The organism is Pseudomonas sp. Marseille-Q1929, assembly GCF_017316265.1.
GTDB lineage: Bacteria > Pseudomonadota > Gammaproteobacteria > Pseudomonadales > Pseudomonadaceae > Aquipseudomonas.
Genome location: NZ_JAFLWU010000017.1, coordinates 41,871 through 58,268 on the forward strand (window position 1 = coordinate 41,871; position 16,398 = coordinate 58,268).

Genomic DNA, 16,398 nt, shown 5'->3' on the forward strand with positions numbered 1-16,398 from the left:
GAGATACCCAATGCCTGATCGTTGGTGGCGAGCCCTGGTGCTTGCGGTTTTTTTACTGGGCGGCTGCAACGCCAATTACGTCTTTGATGACGGTGACTACCGCCCGTTGGGCGATCCACAGGCGAGCCACCGTGGCCAGTGAGTCGGAGAGGTCATTCATGCAGTTAGTGCTAGAGGTGTGCAGCGGCGGCCAAGCCGCCCCATCGGCCCACAAGGTGTTTGCTGGCGCCGGCGGTGTGATCGGGCGGGGCAGCGGTTGCGACTGGGTGCTTCCCGACGCCAGCCGCGTGTTGTCCAGCCACCATGGCCTGGTCAGCTACCGGGACGAGCGCTATTTCCTCACCGATATCAGCAGTAATGGTATCGGTGTGGCGGGCAGCGCCGAACGCTTGCGCCGGGGGCAGCCGTGGCCGATCCACGATGGCAACGTCTTCGAGTTGGGGCCGTTGGCGATTCGCGCACGGTTGATGGCGCCGCTGCAGCGGTTGGCAGAACCTGTGCCGATTCCCGACGATGGGTTTCTGGCGCCGGCCCCGCTGCCGTTGATCGAGGAGGCGTGGGGGGCCAATGACACGCCGCAATCCTGCACGGAGCGCGGTACGCCGCAATGGGACCATCTGCGGACGCCGACCCTCACGGCGCCTGCGGACGAAGCCGCTGCGCCATTGCCAGTTGCATCGGCGGCGCAGAGCAACGATGCGTTCTGGGCGCACTTCGCCGAGGCGCTGGGTATCCGTATGCAGATGCTCGACACGCCGCGCTGCGAGGCTTTGGCGATCAGGGTAGCGCGCTTGCTCAAGCACACCCTTGATGACCTGCAACAGTGCCTGCGCACCCAGGAGGCGCTGAAAGGCGAGTTGGACATGGATTGCCAAGGGCACGACGGCCTACAGGACCTGCACATGTTGTTGGGTGATGGCGCAGTGGGTGAGCTGCCCGCACAACAGGCCGTGACCCAGGCATTCCGCGACCTGCAAGCCCATCAAGTGGCGATGCTGGCGGCGTGCCGGGCCGCCGTGCAGGGCGTACGCCAGGCGTTTGCACCGGATCACCTGCAACGCTGCTTTGTACGTCAGGGCAAACCTCCAAGGTTCTTCAGGGAGGGCGCGCATTGGCGTGCGTATCAACGGTATTACCAGCAGTTGATTGACGGCGAACTGTCGGCCGAGCCAGCGCTTGGCCCTGATTTTCTCGCGGCCTACCAGGATCAGGTGCGCCTGATCGCGACCTTGCATGCGAACAAACAAGGATGATGTCCATGTATCGAGCCTCCATGGTGACCCTGCTGGCAATGCTGCTGGCAGGTTGCAGCGCGTTGTCACCGTTTTCGTCGCTGACCAAGCTGGACCTGACACTGGCCGCCGGCGAGCGGCTCAACCCGGACCTGCATGGCCGCCCATCGCCGGTGGTGGTGCGCCTGATTGAACTGCGGCATCCGGTGGCGTTTGAACACAACGACTTTTTCAGCCTTTACGAGCGTGCAGAGCAGGTACTGCCCAAGGATTGGGTGAGCGCCGAAGAGCTGGAACTGCGCCCGGGTGAACGGCGTCTCCTCAAGCTCAGCGTGGCGTCGCACAGCCGCTACGTGGGGGTAGTGGCGGCCTATCGAGACCTCCCGCACGTGCAATGGCGCTGGGTGCTGCCCGTCAGCCCGCAGCGGCGTACGCAGGCCGAGTTGCTGCTGGACGAGACGGGTGTGCGCCAAGTCGGCGCGGGGGAGGGGTGAGATGCTGGTTGATAAAGTCGTCTGGCAAGAAGGCATGCTCTTGCGGCCTCAGCACCTGCAACACAACGATCGCCACTACCAGCAGCAGCTCAGTTGGACCCGCCTGCTGGTCCCGGATGCCTGGGGCTTCTTGAGCCTGACGATGGATTTGCAATACCTGCACCTGGGCAAGATCGTGGTCAGCCAGGCCAGTGGCGTGCTGCCGGATGGCAGCCTGTTCGAGCTGGGTGCCGGGATGCCACCACTGGTCTTGCACGTCGCGGCCAACACTGGCAAGCAAGGGATCTACCTGGCATTGCCATTGGCCAGCGGCACCCAGGTCGACACACGGCGGCCGGAGCAGGTCGATGTGTTGGCGCGCTATGTCAGCTGTGAAGTGCTGGCACCTGATTCCAATGCCGGCAGCGAGTCCCACTGTCGGCTCGATTGCGCGCGCCCGGATTTGCGCCTGGTTGCCGGGGAGCAACACAGTGACCAGACGCTGGTCACCCTCCAGGTTGCCCAGGTGATGGCGTGCACCAGCGAAGGCGGCGTGACCCTGGATTCGGATTTTAGTCCGACCTTTATCTACCTCCAGCAACACGGTTACCTGGCATTGTGCCTGACCGAAGTGATCAGCCTGCTGGCCAGCCGGGGCGAGGCGATTGCCGCACGTATCCGTGGCAACGGCGGCGCCCCGGGGACGCAGCTCGGTGATTTCCTCATGCTGCAGTTGATCAACCGCACCGAACCTGTCCTGCGCCATTACACGCGTCAGTCCCAGGTACGCCCGGAAACCCTGTACCGCGAGCTGTTGGCGATCCTCGGCGAGTTATCGACCTTCGCCAATGACAGCAAGCGTTGCCGTTTGCAGCTGCACTACCAGCACAGCGATCAGAGTGCGAGCTTTCGCGGGCTGATGGAGGCTATTCGCAGCCTGCTGTCGATGGTGCTTGAGCAGCAGGCCATCGAGTTGGCCTTGCAGGTGCGCCAGTACGGGGTGTTGGTATGCCCGGTCAGCGAGCTGAAATTGCTCGGCGTTGCCACGTTTATCCTCGTTGCGAGTGCCCAGTGCGACGGCGATACCTTGCGTACTCGCCTGCCGGCGCACCTCAAGATCGGCGCCGTGGAGCGGATCCGCGAGCTGGTCAACCTGCACTTGCCGGGTATCCGCCTCAAGCCGCTGCCAGTGGCGCCCAGGCAGATCCCGTTCCATGCCGACAAAACCTATTTCTTGCTTGAACTCAGTGCCCTTGACCTCGCGCAACTGGAGCAATCGGGCGGCTTTGCCTTCCATGTCAGCGGCGAGTTTGCCGAGCTGCAACTGAACTTCTGGGCCATCAGGAATTGAATACCATGACCATGGACAGCGAATACCCAGCGGATGAAAAAACCATCTTGCTTGACCGTGACGGTCATGGGCCGGCACAGCGGGCAATCACCGACCACCCATCGCCGCCGCGTTTCGAGCAATTGGCCGACCGGATGATCTACGCCGCTCGTTTGCCCGGTGCCCATAGCTTCAACGTGGGTCTGAGCACGTTGGTGGCGGCGGCCTGGGCAGTTTTGGCCGAGGCCGCACAGCTCAAGGGCTGCGTCGGTCGCGAGAGCCTGGGCGCGCTGAATGAGCGCCTGGTGTCGGCGATCACGCAGTTCGAGCAGCGCGCCTTGCATGCTGGTGTGGAGAGCGCCGAGGTCAACACGGCCCGCTACGTGCTGTGTGCGGTGCTGGATGAGGCGGTGGTCACGGCGCAGTGGGACAGTCACGGCGACTGGTCGCAGATGAGCCTGTTGAGCCGCTTTCACCATGAAACCTTGGGCGGCGAAAAGTTTTTCACCCTGTTGGAGCGACTGTCTCGCGACCCGATCAAGCACGTGGCGATGCTGGAGCTGATGTACCTGTGCCTGGCAATCGGCTTCGAAGGCAAATACCGCGTGATGGAACGCGGGATGGTGCGGCTCGAAGCCGTGCGCGACGGCCTGTATCGCCAGATCCGGCATGTGCGCGGCAACCCACCGCCGGCGGTGCCAGCACCTGCGCTGCGCAGGCGCAAGCGGCATTTACGCGGGCTTTCCATACCGTGGCTGGCGGTGTGTGTCCTGGCCTGCCTGCTGGCCCTGTACACGGGGTTTGCCTGGGTCCTGGGCAACGAGCGCGTGAGGGCGCTGGAACCCTTTCATCCTATGGCGCCGGCCCTGACCCGGACGCCCTTGTAACGCAGGGAGCAATGAATGAACGCATTCTTCAAGGGCGCGGGTACCGTGCTGCGTCGGGTTTGGGTCTGGAGCCTGCTGCTGGTGCTGTTGAGCGCCGGCCTGGTGTGGTGTTTCGGGCCTTTGCTGGCGGTGGATGACTATCGCTTCTGGCAGGCCACGACCGCACGTTTATTGACGATCAGCAGCCTGTTCCTGCTGTGGGGGCTGGCAATGGTCTGGCTCGGTGGGCGTCGCGTGGCCGCGTCGCACACGCCTGAAAGCCAGGCCCGCAACGCACACAAAGGCCGACTCGAAGACGAGCGGCGACACGTACGCGCGCGCTTCAAGGCAGCCGAGCAGGCCCTGGCGACAACACCGCACTACGGTAACCACCGCAAGCGTTGGCGCCATGAGCTGCCGTGGTATGTGCTGATAGGCGAGGAGGGCAGCGGAAAAACCAGCCTGTTAGCGGCGAACGGATTGCAAGCGCCCCTTGACCTCCGTGAAGCAACGCCAGCCGGGCGCAGCACTTTCTGCGACTGGTATTTTGCCGACAACGCGGTCTTGATCGACACGCCTGGCCGTTACCTGACCCAACCGCACGGTGCACCCGACGCGGCGGGATGGGCGACGTTGCTGGGCTTGCTCAGGACGCGGCGCAGGGCCTGCCCGCTCAACGGCGTGGTGGTAACGCTGTCGGTGCAGACTTTGCTTGCCAGCAACGAACACGACCTGGACCTGCATGCCCGCCAGGTGCAGGCACGTTTGCAGGAGGTCCGGCAGACGTTGCATGTGGATGTGCCCCTCTATCTGGTGCTGACCCACGCGGACCGTTTGCCGGGGTTTGCCGAGTATTTCGATACAGCCGAGGCGCGAGCGGCTGCCGGGGTGTTGGGTGAGCCGTTGGCCGTTGGCACCGCGGGGGCCGAGATAGCACAGGTGCGCCAGGCATTCGAGGCCCTGCTGCAACGCTTGAGCGCGGAACTGATCACGCGTTTGCATCAGGAGCGCAACGTGGAGCGCCGTGCGCGCATGCTGGACTTGCTTTCAGAAGTGGCGCGGATGGGCGAGCGTTTGTGCCCGTTCATCGAGACGGCGTTCCGTGCCGATCGTTCCCCACGCCTCATGGGTGTGCGCGGTTTTTACCTGACGTGGGCGGGCGATGCACGGGTGCACGGTGTGCCGGAGCTGTTCCGCCAAGTGATCCTTGCCGAAGCCGACCTCGCCGGCCTGCATACCCAGGAACGCCAGCGCCTGCTTTGGCGCCAGGCCGGGTTGGGCCTGGCGGTGCTGTTGCTGCTGGGGGCGAGCGCGGCCCTGTGGACACACAGCTACACGGTCAATCATCTGCGCCTTGGGCAACTGGTTGAATTGGCACGCGAAACCGCAGCCGTTGCCCCAGAGACCGACGGCACCCTGGTTGTCCTGGCACAGTTGGACCAACGCTTTGCCGCCACCCAGGTGTTCCCGGCAAAGGGTGATGCCCGGTTTCTGGAGCGCGCGGGCCTGTACCAAGGCGACCTGAGTACGCCGGTGTTGGCGAGTGCCTACGAACACACCTTGCACCAGCAGTTGCTGCCGGCTGTCGTCGCGCTGCTGGAGGACCAGGTGCAGGGCAGCCTGGCAGACCGCGAGCGGTTGCTGGACCCCCTGCGTGCGTACCTGATGCTGACGCTGCGCGAACGGCGAGAGAACAGTTGGCTGGCCGAGCGTGTCGCGCAAGCCTGGTCCACGCGTTATGCCGGTGCGGCCGCAATACAGGAACGTCTGAATGCACACGTGGCGCGGTTGCTGGCGTTGCCGTTCACGGCGCCGCTCAATGATGCCCTGGTGGCCCAGGCGCGCCAGGTGTTGCGCGGTGAATCGTTGGCCGACGTGGTCTACCGGGTCCTGCGTGAGCAGGCGCGTGAGCTGGAACCCCTGCGCCTGGCCGAAGGCGCGGCGTTTGCCGCCCTTGATCCGCCCATTCCCGGTTTTTACACCAAGCGCTTCTTGCAGTATTTCGATGCACAAGGGCCTCGGTTGGTGAATGCCATTGCCCAGGACAACTGGGTGCTTGGCGAGAGCGCCGACCTGAGCGCGCTGGAGCTGCGTCGATTGATACTGGCGTTGGAGCAGCGCTATTTCAGCGAGTACGCCGATGTCTGGAGCGGCGCCCTGGGGCGGGTTCGGCGCGGGGCGAGCGAAGACTTGAAGCAGGACGCCGCACGGCTGGCGAGTGTGACGTCGGCCCGCTCGCCCCTGGTGCTGCTGTTGCAGCAGGTGCGGGACAATACCCTGTTGGCTGGCCCATTGCCGATGGCCGAAGACTCCCCCCGGCGCACGTTGCAACGGCGTTTTGAGCCGCTTCACCAGTTACTGGATGAGCAGCAGAACCCCGGCGTCGAGCTGACCCGGGCATTGGGCGTGCTTGATGAACTGCACCTGCAACTGGTTGCCTTGAACCGCAATGGCTCAGCCGGGCAGGCCGCGTTCCTGCGGGTCAAACGGCGCATGGAAGGGCAGCCGGATGTGTTGGGCACGCTGCGCGACGTCGCAACGCGCTTGCCGCTGCCGCTGGCGGGCCTGTTTGAGGGCATGGCCGACGACAGCTGGCAGCATTTGCTGGAGGAGGCCTATGTGTACGTCAATCAGCGTTATCAAAGCGAGGTCTACGGGGTTTACGCCCAGGCGATCCGTCAGCGCTACCCATTCAACGCCCACGCCGCCAGCGACGTGGCCCTCAGTGATTTCCAGGCGTTTTTCAAGCCGCAAGGCGTGATGGCACGCTTTTACGACAGTTATCTGCGGCCTTTCGTCAGTGCCGAGGGCGGGCGTTATCGTCTGCGTAGCCTGGATGGACGTAGCCTGCCGATGACACGCGGGATGCTTGATCACCTGAGCAAGGCCCAGCTTGTGCGCCGCAGCTTTTTCACCGATGGCGGGGGCGAGTTGCAGGTGCGCTTTACCTTGGCGCCCTACAGCCTGGATCAGGCAGTCAGTCGCGCCGTGTTGCGTATCGGTGAACGCCAGTTGGAATACCGCCACGGGCCCATCGTGCCGATGGTGTTCCAGTGGCCTGAGGAGGCCGAAAACGGTCGCAGTAGCCTGGTGCTGGAGCGGGGCGCGGAGCGGCCATTGGGCCTGGAAAAAAACACCGGCGCCTGGTCGTGGTTTCGCCTGGTTGACCTGTTGCAGAGCGAACCGGCCAGTGGCCGCGATGGGCACGTGCTCAAGGCCGACCTGGCCGGCTTGCGCGCCAATTTCCTGTTGACCAGCCAGCGCACCCCCAGCCCGTTCCCGTTGGGGAATTGGCGCACGTTCCGCTTACCGGAGCAGCTATGAACCCCGTGCCCTGGCGCAGTGCCGCGCGTTCCCAGCGCGGCAAGCTCCGCGCGCGTAATGAGGATGCCTTCCTGGACCACCCGCAGAGCGGCTGCTGGGCAGTGGCGGACGGGATGGGTGGGCATCGCGCGGGCGATGTCGCCAGCCAAGCGGTGATTGCCAGCCTGGCCGAGCTGCACGTGCAAGGCACGCTGGACCAGCGGGTCGAGGCGCTGCGCCGGTGCTTGCAACGGCTCGACCGGCGCCTGGATCTTGAAGGCCAGCACGGCACGATTGGCAGCACGGTGGTGGCGCTGCTGTTGGAGGGGCATCGCGCCGCCTGTGTGTGGGCGGGAGACAGCCGTTGTTACCTGTGGCGCGCGCAGTGTCTGTACCAGTTATCGCGAGATCACTCGCTGCTTGAGCGACTGATGGCCGAGCAGCAGTTGAGCCGCGAGCAGGCACAGGCCCACCCGGACGCCCGGGCGCTGACCCGTGCAGTCGGTGGCCGCGAGCCGTTGAGCCTGGAGGTGCTCGAACTTGCCACGCGCCCCGGCGATGTATTCCTACTGTGCAGCGACGGCCTGTACCAGGCGCTCAGCCACCGGGAGTTGGGCGGCGCCCTGAGCCAGGGCACGGCGCAGCAGATCGTGGAGCGTTTGTTTGCCCTGGTGTTGCGCGGGCCCGCACGGGATGACCTGACGGCGGTGGTGGTGCAGCCATGACGGAGGCGAAGATCGCCTCCGGCCTGCTTGCCGGGCGTTACCACCTTGAGCGGGTGCTCGGCACGGGCGGGATGGGCGTGGTGTATCGCGCCCGCGACTTGCTGCACGAGCAATTTGGCAAGCCCTGTTCGCGCGTGGCGTTGAAGGTGGTGGGCGATGGCCTTGCCCAGTCCAGTGATGCCCATGTGTTGTTGTTCAGCGAGTTTGCCGTGACCCGCAGCCTGCATCATGAGCGGATCGTGCGGGCGTTCAGCTTTGAGGTCGATACCACTTGCGAGGTCGCGTTTTTCACCATGGAGTTGCTACCGGGCCTGACCTTGGACCGGCTGCTGCTGGAAAACCCTGGCGGCGTGCCCTGGCCGCAGTTGCAGCCGATGGCGGTGCAGGTGCTCGACGCACTGGCGTACGCCCACGGGCAGGGTGTACTGCATGGCGACCTGAAGCCGGGCAATGTGATGGTGGGCGAGGCGGGCATCCATTTGTTCGACTTTGGCTTGGGCCAGGGCGAGGGGTTGCCGCAGTTGAGTCGTGACCGTTTCAACGCGTGGACACCCGCGTACGCCGCCCCGGAAATGGCCGACGGTGGTGTGCTGACCCCGGCGGCGGATCTCTACGGCGTAGCCTGCATGGTGTACGAATTGACTGAAGGAGGCCGCCCCGCCGACCGTCAGCCGCTCAAGCCGCGCAGGCTCCCCAGGCAATGCTGGCCCGCACTCAAGACCGCGTTAGCCGTGGACCCGCAGCGCCGCGTCATCAGCGTCGCCGAATTGCGTGAAGCGCTGGCCCGCGCCCCTTGGCGCTGGTACCTGTAGCCAGTGGCTCAGCCGGTCAGGTCGTGCAGTTGGCAATACTCTGGCCAACTCAGCCCGGCCATTTGCGCCACTTCTTTATGCACTTCCAGGCGCTGGGTCTCGAAGGCTTCAGGCGACTCCGCCGTCAGCTTGAGCGTCAACTCCCAGGCGAACAGGCCCAGGCGCTCCGCTTCGGCTTCGAAGGCCTCGTGCAGGCGTTCGGCGCGGTACTGCGCCAGGGTTTCGCCCTTGGCCTGGGCGGCGAGGGGGTTGAGGGTGTCGAGTTGCGTGACGACCTCAGGGTGTTCGTTCAAGAAACGGTCCAGCGCGCGCTGGTGGTTATCGCCGGGTTGGGACAATGCGTCACTCCAGATAGAAAAGGCTTCAAGCGCCGCTACGGTGTCGGCGCCGGGCGTTTTTGCGCAGGCGGCGCTGGATGGCGTTGCGTATCGGCTCAAGCAAAAACAGCAGCAGGTAAGCCATCAGCACCGTGACCAGGTCCATCGAACTGTCGCCCAGCGACCCTGTCAGTTGCTCCACGGTGTCCTTGATCATCAACAGCAAAGAAACACCCGCTACCCACAACAACACGTTGAGCAACAGCGGGCGTACGCCCGTTGAGGGTTTGTCTAGCATACTGAACCTCATCTCCCTGACGGCGGTTTCCTACGCGGATACTACGGGTTGAAGCCGGTGGGGGACTTGTGTCAGGTCATAAAATCCAATTAATCGTACGGCTCATGTTTACCGGGTTGTCATCAAGTACTGCGCCAAGGCTGCGTAGGCAGGCAACGTCACCCCGTCGTTGGCGGCATTGCCGGCGATGGGGTGGGAGGCGAAGCGCACAATCACCATTTCGGCCTTGGGGTCGATGTAGATGCTCTGGCCATGCACGCCACGGGCCATGAAGGCGCCGTCCGGGTTATGGGTGACCCACCACATGGCGCGATAACTCCAACCCTGCAACTGACTATAGCCGGCCTTGGCAAATGCGCGTTTATCACCGCCTTGGCGGATATCGCTCACCACCGCTTCAGGAACGATTTGCTGGCCATTGAAGCGGCCGTTGTTGCGCAGCATCTCGCCAAACCGGCCGAGGTCGCGCAGCCCGGCGTTGAAGCCGCCACCGGCGAACGGCGTGCCGATGGAATCCACGCTGAAATACGCGTCCTGCTCGCTGCCCAACCGGCTCCAGATGCGCTCGCTGAGCAGTTGCGCGACATTGCGCCCGGTGGCGCGGGCAATCACCCAGCCGAGCACGTCGGTGTTGACGGTCTTGTAGCCAAACGCCTGGCCATGCTCACCGCGTTGGCGCACGGTCTGCAGGAACTCGAAATAGCTGCGCGGGCCGGTGTAATCCTTGGGCTTGGGCAGTGGGTTGCCGGCCTGGGCGTGGGCCCAGACTTCGGCGTTGGGGTCGGCGTAGTCTTCGCTGTAGTCCAGCGCGGTGGTCATGTCCAGCACTTGGCGCAGGGTCGCGCTGCCAAAGGCGGAGTGGGCCAGTTCCGGCACGTATTCGACGACCTTTTTGCTGGCGTCGAGGGTGCCGTCGGCCACCAGCATGGCCCCGAGGGTGCCGACCACCGACTTGGTGACCGACATCGCCGCATGTTGGCCGTTGTCCTTGAACACACCGAAATAGCGCTCATACACCACCGTGCCACGGTGCAGCACGAGGATGCCGTCGGTGTAGGTGGCATCCAGGGTCTGGCGCCAGCTCAGCGCCTGGCTGGCGCCGGTCGGCACCACGGCCAGGCTGTCGATCCGGGTATCCAGCTGGCGGGCCAGGGGCGACGGCGCGCCGAGCCCGCGCGAGACGTTGACGGTGGGCATCAACTGGCGAAAGTTCGACACGCTCCAACGCATCGCCGGGAAGCGAAAGTAGCTGCCATCTTCAAAACGCAGGGTTCGGTCAGCCGGTGGCGGCGCGCCGACCATCCACTTGAGCAGGGCCGGGTCACTGGCCTGGGCGTCGGGGAAGGGTGCGTTGGCGGCGTGGGCCAGCAAGCTGGCAGCGCTGAGGAACACGCCGGTCATAACGGGAAGGAATCGCAGCATCAGCAGGCGCCTTGATGTCGGGGAGACGACGGGAGCAAGGCTCGGGGCTCGACTCCATTCGAGGGAAACGTTACCGGTCGGGGCAACAGCTATCCGGCAGGATGGGCCAAACGGGGGGCTTCGACAACCGCCATGGCTCCAAATGAGTAGGGAATAATTTGCCCGGGTGCGGCAAAAGCCTTTCACTCCCGGCATCAGGACGTGTAGCGTTAGCCGGTATTTTCGCCCCGCGATGGACAGAGGGATCGGTCATGGCGCAAACGCTGTTCAAGCTGTTCTTTACCCAGCGTCTGGCTGCCTTGGCCAGTACCGAGTCGTTGCGGGCGATTCGCGAGGGGCTGTTGTGGATCCTGCCGTGCCTGTTGGTGTCGGCGGGGTTTCTGATCTTGTCCGAATGCGCCCGGGTGTTGGGGTTCGATCCGCAGGTGGTGGGTTTCCTGGCCGGGTTGCACAACCAGATCAGTTCGGTGATCCCGCTGCTGGTGGCGGCGTCGATTGGCTACATGCTGGCGATCCAGTACCGCTTGCCCCAACTGCCTGTGGCTTTCCTGTGCCTGGCCCATGTGGTGGTGGCCACGTTTATCCTGCGTGAGTACCCGCGCGCCTCGGCCACGTTTGTGCTGTTTATCGCGATTGCCTCGCCGCTGCTCAATGTGCCGGCGATTGCCTGGTTGCACCGTTACCGCTGGACGCGGCTGGTCAACGAGGACCTGGTGGGGCACAACCTGCGCGGCACTATCAATATGGTGCTGCCCGGTGCCGTGACGGCGCTGGCACTGGTGGTGGTGTTGTCGCTGCTGTTGCAGATTCCCTATGTGGCGCAGTTGCAGGGGCCGCAGGTGCTCGAAGCGCTGGATTCGCCCTACGGCAGCGGCCTGTTTGTGACCTTGATGAATTCGCTGCTGTGGTTTTTCGGCATCCACGGCGTGTACGCCATGCAGCCGTTGTTCGATGTGCTCGACCACGCGGTGGTGCTCAACGCGGCGGCGTTGGCGGCCGGTGAGCCGATCAGGTACGCGCTCAACAGCGGCCTGCTGGGCAGTTTTGCGTTTATCGGCGGTTCCGGCGGCGCCCTGTGTTTGCTGGTGGCGATCCTGCTGTTCTCGAAGAGCCAGTCCATGCGTTTGCTGGCGATTGCCAGTGTGCCGCTGTCGTTGTTCAACGTCAGCGAAGTGCTGCTGTTCGGCTTGCCCATCATCCTCAACCCGCGCTTGTTCATTCCGTTTCTGCTGGTGCCGGCGTTTAACACCATGGCCGCGTTGACGGTGGTGCAGCTGGGCTGGGTGTCGCCGGCCGTGGTCAGTGTGCCGTTCACCTCGCCGGTGCTGTTCAACGCCTACCTCAGTACCCATGGCGATATCGCGGCGGTGGCGTTGCAACTGGTGTTGTTGGGCGTCGGTACGTTGATCTACGCGCCCTATGTACGGGCGATCCATCGGCAACCGGCTGAAGGCGGCACGGTGTACCTGCGCTCGTTGGACATGACCTTTCGCGGCCTGGAAGAAAAAGGCCGCCTGCTGGAGGCCGACCCGGTGCTGGCGTCCCACAAGGCGATTGCGCGCCAGGCCAGTGAACTGAGCCGCATCCAGCAGATCAGCGACTACGAGTTCTACCTCGAATACCAACCCCAAGTGTCCACCCTGACGGGCCTGTGTACTGGCTGCGAAGCGTTGATGCGCGCACGTGACAGCCAGGGCACCGTGCATTCGCCGTGGGAGTTCTTGCAGTGGCTGGCGCAGGCCCGGTTGATGCCGGATGTGGATGTGTGGGTGGCGTCCGAGGCGGTGCGTCAGTACCAGCATTGGCAGGCGTTGGGGTTTGCGCTGCCGATGACCATCAATATCTCCAGCGCCACCTTGACCGACCCGGCCTACGGCAATCGCCTGGTGAAAATCCTCGCCCAGGCCCATGGGCAGGTGTCGGTGGAAATCACCGAAGACGCGCTGGTAAGTGATATCCAGGCCACGCGCCAGACCATCGAAAAACTGCAGGCCATCGGCGCCAAGGTGTATATCGATGACTTCGGCACCGGGTTCTCAGCCCTGAGTTACCTGCACCAGTTTCCGGTGGATTTCATCAAGATCGACCGCAGCTTTGTGGTCGCTCAATGCGACCCCAAAGGCGCCCAGGTGCTGACGGGCATGTTGCGCTTCTGTGAGGCGCTGAACCTCGGCGTGGTGGTCGAAGGGGTGGAGACCGCCGAGCAGTTGGCCTTCCTGAATACCGGCAGCGAGCTGTTTATCCAGGGCTGGTATTTCAGCAAGGCGCTGCCGGGCGATCAGTTGCAGGGGTTTGTGCGCGAACGTGCGGCGCTGGCCGAGGCTTAGGTCGAGGGGTAGCTGCGTTCGACTTCTTCGACCAAGCCGTCGATGCGTTCCAGGCGCGCGCGGTTGTCGTGGTCCCAGGGGTGAAAGCCGGGACGGAAGTAATCCAGCCACGGCCGAAACATCCGTGGGAATACACCCCGTGGCCCATACAGAAATTTCAGCATGCGCCAGAAGCCCTTCAGGTGCCCGCCGGCCTTGCGGTCGGCGATCAGCAGGCGCAGGTGGAAATCGAACACCACCAGCCAGAAGAACAGCGTGGTGGTGAGCATGGTCCCGGTGCGCAGCAAGTAGCGCTTGGGGCCGGGTTCTATCACGCGGTTCCATACATCGAAGGCCACGGCCTTGTGTTCGGTTTCTTCGAGGGCGTGCCAGTACCACATCTGCTGGTAACCCTTGAGTGAGTTGCCAAAGCGCGTTGGGTCGCTGAGCAGGATTTCCGCGAGCATCGCGGTGTAGTGCTCCAGGGCAATGGTGATGGCCAGGTTGAACGACGGCGGGAAGTGTTTTTTCTGCCAGTCGAGAATGAATTTGAGGCGCCGGTCCAGGGTGTGCGCCGGCAGGCCAGCGGCTTGCAGCAAGTCGTTGTAGGCCACGTGTTCACGGCTGTGCATGGCTTCCTGGCCGATAAACCCCTGGACCTGTTTTTTCAGGTCGGGATCGATGATTTGCGCGCGGTAGTGACGCACGCTGTCCATGAAAAACAGCTCGCCCTGGGGAAACAGCAGCGACAGCGCGTTGAAAAAATGCGTGATGAACGGGCCTTGTTCATGCCAGTCCTTGATGCGTTCGGCAGGCAAGCTGAAGTGAAGGTCGCGACGGATCGGCAACATGGCAGGTGCTCCTGTTCAGAGACGGGACTCGTCGTTGGTTTCCAAGACCTGGGTGCGCGGTTTGGGCGCCATGCGTTTGCTGGCCAGTACCACCAGCGCTTGATAGGCCGCCGGCAAGCAGCGGGCGAGCAGGTCGAGGAAGTAGGCGTCACGGCCGATCAGCACGCGGCGCTTGTTGTTGCGCACGCCTTGCAGGATCACTCTGGCGGCTTTGTCGGCGTCGGTGATAAACAGCTTTTCGAAGTCGGCGCGGGCTTGTTGTTCGCTGTGGATCAGAAAACCGGTCATGTTCGCGTCGATGCGGCTGCTGCGGCAGATATCGGTACGAATCCCGCCCGGGTGCACGCAGGTCGCGGACACGCCGCAGCGTTGCAGGTCGAGTTCCTGGCGCAGCGATTCGGTAAACCCGCGCACCGCAAACTTGGTGGCGTTGTAGCCGCTCATGCCGGGCTGGGCAAACAGGCCGAACACGCTGGAGGTGTTGACCACATGGCCGTCGCCGCTGGCTTTCAAGTACGGCAGGAACGCCTTGGTGCCGTGGACCACACCCCAGAAATTGATGCCGACGATCCATTCCAGGTCGGCATAGTCCACGCCTTCCACGGTGCTCGACAGCGCCACCCCGGCATTGTTGAAGATCAGGTTGACCTGGCCGTGCTGCACAAAGGTCTCGGTCGCCCAGGCTTGCACGGCCTCGCGCTCGGACACGTCGAGCACCTGGGTGGTAATCGTCACCGGCGCCAGCGTGGACGCCTTGATGATCGCCACGGTCTGTAACAGCCCCGGGCCGTTCTTGTCGGCCAGCGCCAGGTGGCAACCTTCCCGCGCCAGGGCCAGTGCCAGTGCGCGGCCCATGCCGGAAGCGGCGCCGGTGATGGCCGCGACGCGACCGTTGAAGGACTTCATGACAGGCTCCTTTCGGCGGCGCTGTGGGGCACGGCGACCGGGCGGGGTGGCTGGATCGGCAGCAGTCGGGCCACGTAATCCTTGAGGGCAAAATGCCGGGTGACCTGCTTGAAGCGCCAGGTCGAACCGGGCCACTGGGTGGTGTTCTTGCCGGTGCGCGGGTCGAGGTACCAGCTCTGGCAGCCGCCGGTGTTCCAGATCGTGCGCTGCAACTTGGCCTGCACGTCCAGGTTGTAGGCTTCTTCCACGGCAGGCTTGACCTCCACCGTGGCGATGCGATGGCGCTGCATCTGCTGGATGGCGTCGAGAATGTAAGTGACCTGGGCCTCGATCATCAAAATCATCGAGTTATGCCCCAGGCCGGTGTTGGGCCCGACGATGAGGAACAGGTTCGGATAACCCGGCACCGTCGTGCCCTTGTAGGCATGGGCGCCGTCGTGCCAGGTGTCCATCAGGTCGATGCCATCGCGGCCGATGATGCAGTCGCGGGGCAGGGGATCGCTGGCCTGGAAGCCGGTGCCGAAGATCAGGCAATCGGCCGGGTGCTTGATGCCGTTGGCGGTGACCACGCCGTCGGCTTCGATACGCAGCACGGTGTCAGTCACCACCTCGACGTTGCTGCGTGACAGCGCCGGGTAGTAGTCGTTGGAAATCAACACGCGCTTGCAGCCAATGGTGTAGTCCGGCGTCAGGGTTTTGCGCAGGGAAGGGCGCGCGACCTGTTTGTGCAGGTGACGCTGGGCGATCTTCTGCACCATTTTCATCAGCCGTGGGTGCAAGGCAAAGCCCACGACCCGGCCTTCCAGGGCCCAGTAGAACGCGCCACGCACCAGGCGTTGGGTGAACGGCAGGTGTTTGAACAGCCAGCGTTCAGCGGATGAAATCGCCCGGTCCGGCTTGGGCATGATCCACGGCGGCGTGCGCTGGAATAGGTCCAGGTGCGCCACCTGCGGCGCAATCTGCGGCACGAACTGAATGGCGCTGGCACCGGTGCCGATCACGGCCACGCGTTTGCCTTTTAATGAGTAGTTGTGGTCCCACTGCTGGGAGTGGAAGCGCTTGCCCTTGAAGCTGTCGAGCCCCGGAATCAGCGGCAACGCCGGGCGCGACAGGCCGCCCATGCCCGACACCAACACCCGCGCACTGACCTGGCGGCCACCGCTGAAGCGCAGTTGCCAGCGTTGTTGCTGCTCATCGAACACCGCACGCTCAAGGCCCATGCCAAAACGCAAATAGGGCGCCAGCTCAAACTGCCGTGCGCATTGTTCCAGGTAGGCGCGGATCTCCGCTTGCGGGGCGAACTGCCGTGTCCAGTCCGGGTTGGGCGCAAAGGAAAACGAATACACGTGGGATTGCACGTCGCAGGCGCAACCGGGGTAGTGGTTGTCGCGCCAGGTGCCGCCGAGGGTGTCGGCCTGTTCGGCAATGAAGAAGTCGGTGAGCCCGTCTTCCTTGAGCTTGATGGCCATGCACAGGCCGGCAAAGCCGGAACCGATGATGGCGATGTCGATGGCATCGTCGTGGGCATTCATAGGCTGTCCTTCATGGGCATCTCAT

At 63.8% G+C, this 16,398-nt stretch carries 15 protein-coding genes; 9 read left to right on the top strand and 6 right to left on the bottom strand.

Annotated elements, in window-relative coordinates:
• Positions 1–10: 10 nt before the first annotated feature.
• The 8 genes from J1G37_RS29035 to J1G37_RS18430 are packed head-to-tail and all read left to right on the top strand — an operon-like array spanning position 11 to position 8,741.
• Positions 11–142, top strand: coding sequence for a type VI secretion protein (locus tag J1G37_RS29035; RefSeq protein ID WP_242551642.1), 132 nt, complete (start codon positions 11–13; stop codon positions 140–142).
• A 16-nt stretch (positions 143–158) separates the two neighbouring features.
• Positions 159–1,253, top strand: a complete 1,095-nt coding sequence (locus J1G37_RS18400) for a type VI secretion system-associated FHA domain protein (RefSeq protein WP_207044156.1) — start codon at positions 159–161, stop codon at positions 1,251–1,253.
• Between the two features lie 5 nt (positions 1,254–1,258).
• On the top strand, positions 1,259–1,726 hold the full coding sequence (tssJ, locus tag J1G37_RS18405; RefSeq protein ID WP_207044158.1) for a type VI secretion system lipoprotein TssJ: 468 nt from the start codon (positions 1,259–1,261) through the stop codon (positions 1,724–1,726).
• Position 1,727: 1 nt separating this feature from the next.
• Complete coding sequence (gene tssK, locus J1G37_RS18410; protein WP_207044174.1) at positions 1,728–3,056, top strand: type VI secretion system baseplate subunit TssK; 1,329 nt, start codon at positions 1,728–1,730, stop codon at positions 3,054–3,056.
• 5 nt (positions 3,057–3,061) lie between these two features.
• Positions 3,062–3,922, top strand: a complete 861-nt coding sequence (gene icmH / locus J1G37_RS18415; RefSeq protein ID WP_207044182.1) for a type IVB secretion system protein IcmH/DotU — start codon at positions 3,062–3,064, stop codon at positions 3,920–3,922.
• Between the two features lie 15 nt (positions 3,923–3,937).
• Positions 3,938–7,225 (top strand): ImcF-related family protein, encoded by a 3,288-nt coding sequence (locus J1G37_RS18420; protein WP_207044185.1) that lies wholly within the window; start codon positions 3,938–3,940, stop codon positions 7,223–7,225.
• Positions 7,222–7,929, top strand: a complete 708-nt coding sequence (locus J1G37_RS18425) for a PP2C family serine/threonine-protein phosphatase (RefSeq protein ID WP_207044187.1) — start codon at positions 7,222–7,224, stop codon at positions 7,927–7,929. Before J1G37_RS18420 ends, J1G37_RS18425 begins: the two co-directional genes overlap by 4 nt.
• Positions 7,926–8,741, top strand: a complete 816-nt coding sequence (locus J1G37_RS18430) for a serine/threonine-protein kinase (protein ID WP_207044190.1) — start codon at positions 7,926–7,928, stop codon at positions 8,739–8,741. The genes J1G37_RS18425 and J1G37_RS18430 overlap by 4 nt, the downstream gene beginning before the upstream one ends.
• An 8-nt stretch (positions 8,742–8,749) precedes the next feature.
• Here the strand turns inward: J1G37_RS18430 and J1G37_RS18435 are convergent, their stop codons facing one another.
• The 3 genes from J1G37_RS18435 to J1G37_RS18445 all read right to left on the bottom strand — a co-directional run bounded on the left by J1G37_RS18435 (position 8,750) and on the right by J1G37_RS18445 (position 10,757).
• Complete coding sequence (locus J1G37_RS18435; protein WP_207044192.1) at positions 8,750–9,079, bottom strand: DUF6388 family protein; 330 nt, start codon at positions 9,077–9,079, stop codon at positions 8,750–8,752.
• Positions 9,080–9,104: 25 nt separating this feature from the next.
• Positions 9,105–9,356: a hypothetical protein gene (locus tag J1G37_RS18440; protein ID WP_207044194.1), complete on the bottom strand. Its 252-nt coding sequence runs from the start codon at positions 9,354–9,356 to the stop codon at positions 9,105–9,107.
• Positions 9,357–9,464: 108 nt separating this feature from the next.
• Positions 9,465–10,757, bottom strand: coding sequence for a serine hydrolase (locus J1G37_RS18445; protein ID WP_242551647.1), 1,293 nt, complete (start codon positions 10,755–10,757; stop codon positions 9,465–9,467).
• Between the two features lie 272 nt (positions 10,758–11,029).
• Between J1G37_RS18445 and J1G37_RS18450 the strand changes: the two genes are divergently transcribed.
• Positions 11,030–13,105, top strand: a complete 2,076-nt coding sequence (locus J1G37_RS18450; protein ID WP_207044197.1) for an EAL domain-containing protein — start codon at positions 11,030–11,032, stop codon at positions 13,103–13,105.
• Here the strand turns inward: J1G37_RS18450 and J1G37_RS18455 are convergent.
• The 3 genes from J1G37_RS18455 to J1G37_RS18465 are packed head-to-tail and all read right to left on the bottom strand — an operon-like array spanning position 13,102 to position 16,373.
• Positions 13,102–13,935, bottom strand: a complete 834-nt coding sequence (locus J1G37_RS18455; RefSeq protein ID WP_207044199.1) for a metal-dependent hydrolase — start codon at positions 13,933–13,935, stop codon at positions 13,102–13,104. The genes J1G37_RS18450 and J1G37_RS18455 overlap by 4 nt on opposite strands.
• 15 nt (positions 13,936–13,950) lie before the next feature.
• Positions 13,951–14,841: an SDR family NAD(P)-dependent oxidoreductase gene (locus J1G37_RS18460; RefSeq protein WP_207044201.1), complete on the bottom strand. Its 891-nt coding sequence runs from the start codon at positions 14,839–14,841 to the stop codon at positions 13,951–13,953.
• The gene (locus tag J1G37_RS18465) at positions 14,838–16,373 is read right to left on the bottom strand and encodes an NAD(P)/FAD-dependent oxidoreductase (RefSeq protein ID WP_207044203.1); all 1,536 of its coding nucleotides are present in this window, start codon (positions 16,371–16,373) and stop codon (positions 14,838–14,840) included. The genes J1G37_RS18460 and J1G37_RS18465 overlap by 4 nt, the downstream gene beginning before the upstream one ends.
• Positions 16,374–16,398: the final 25 nt, after the last annotated feature.

Excerpts from the sequence above, each read along its gene's own strand:
- J1G37_RS18440 (WP_207044194.1), bottom strand. The coding sequence starts at position 9,356 with ATGCTAGACAAACCCTCAACGGGCGTACGCCCGCTGTTGCTCAACGTG.
- J1G37_RS18430 (WP_207044190.1), top strand. The coding sequence starts at position 7,926 with ATGACGGAGGCGAAGATCGCCTCCGGCCTGCTTGCCGGGCGTTACCAC.
- J1G37_RS18455 (WP_207044199.1), bottom strand. The coding sequence starts at position 13,935 with ATGTTGCCGATCCGTCGCGACCTTCACTTCAGCTTGCCTGCCGAACGC.
- J1G37_RS18420 (WP_207044185.1), top strand. The coding sequence starts at position 3,938 with ATGAACGCATTCTTCAAGGGCGCGGGTACCGTGCTGCGTCGGGTTTGG.
- tssK (WP_207044174.1), top strand. The coding sequence starts at position 1,728 with ATGCTGGTTGATAAAGTCGTCTGGCAAGAAGGCATGCTCTTGCGGCCT.
- J1G37_RS18465 (WP_207044203.1), bottom strand. The coding sequence starts at position 16,373 with ATGAATGCCCACGACGATGCCATCGACATCGCCATCATCGGTTCCGGC.
- J1G37_RS18425 (WP_207044187.1), top strand. The coding sequence starts at position 7,222 with ATGAACCCCGTGCCCTGGCGCAGTGCCGCGCGTTCCCAGCGCGGCAAG.
- icmH (WP_207044182.1), top strand. The coding sequence starts at position 3,062 with ATGACCATGGACAGCGAATACCCAGCGGATGAAAAAACCATCTTGCTT.
- J1G37_RS18460 (WP_207044201.1), bottom strand. The coding sequence starts at position 14,841 with ATGAAGTCCTTCAACGGTCGCGTCGCGGCCATCACCGGCGCCGCTTCC.
- tssJ (WP_207044158.1), top strand. The coding sequence starts at position 1,259 with ATGTATCGAGCCTCCATGGTGACCCTGCTGGCAATGCTGCTGGCAGGT.
- J1G37_RS18400 (WP_207044156.1), top strand. The coding sequence starts at position 159 with ATGCAGTTAGTGCTAGAGGTGTGCAGCGGCGGCCAAGCCGCCCCATCG.
- J1G37_RS29035 (WP_242551642.1), top strand. The coding sequence starts at position 11 with ATGCCTGATCGTTGGTGGCGAGCCCTGGTGCTTGCGGTTTTTTTACTG.
- J1G37_RS18450 (WP_207044197.1), top strand. The coding sequence starts at position 11,030 with ATGGCGCAAACGCTGTTCAAGCTGTTCTTTACCCAGCGTCTGGCTGCC.
- J1G37_RS18445 (WP_242551647.1), bottom strand. The coding sequence starts at position 10,757 with ATGACCGGCGTGTTCCTCAGCGCTGCCAGCTTGCTGGCCCACGCCGCC.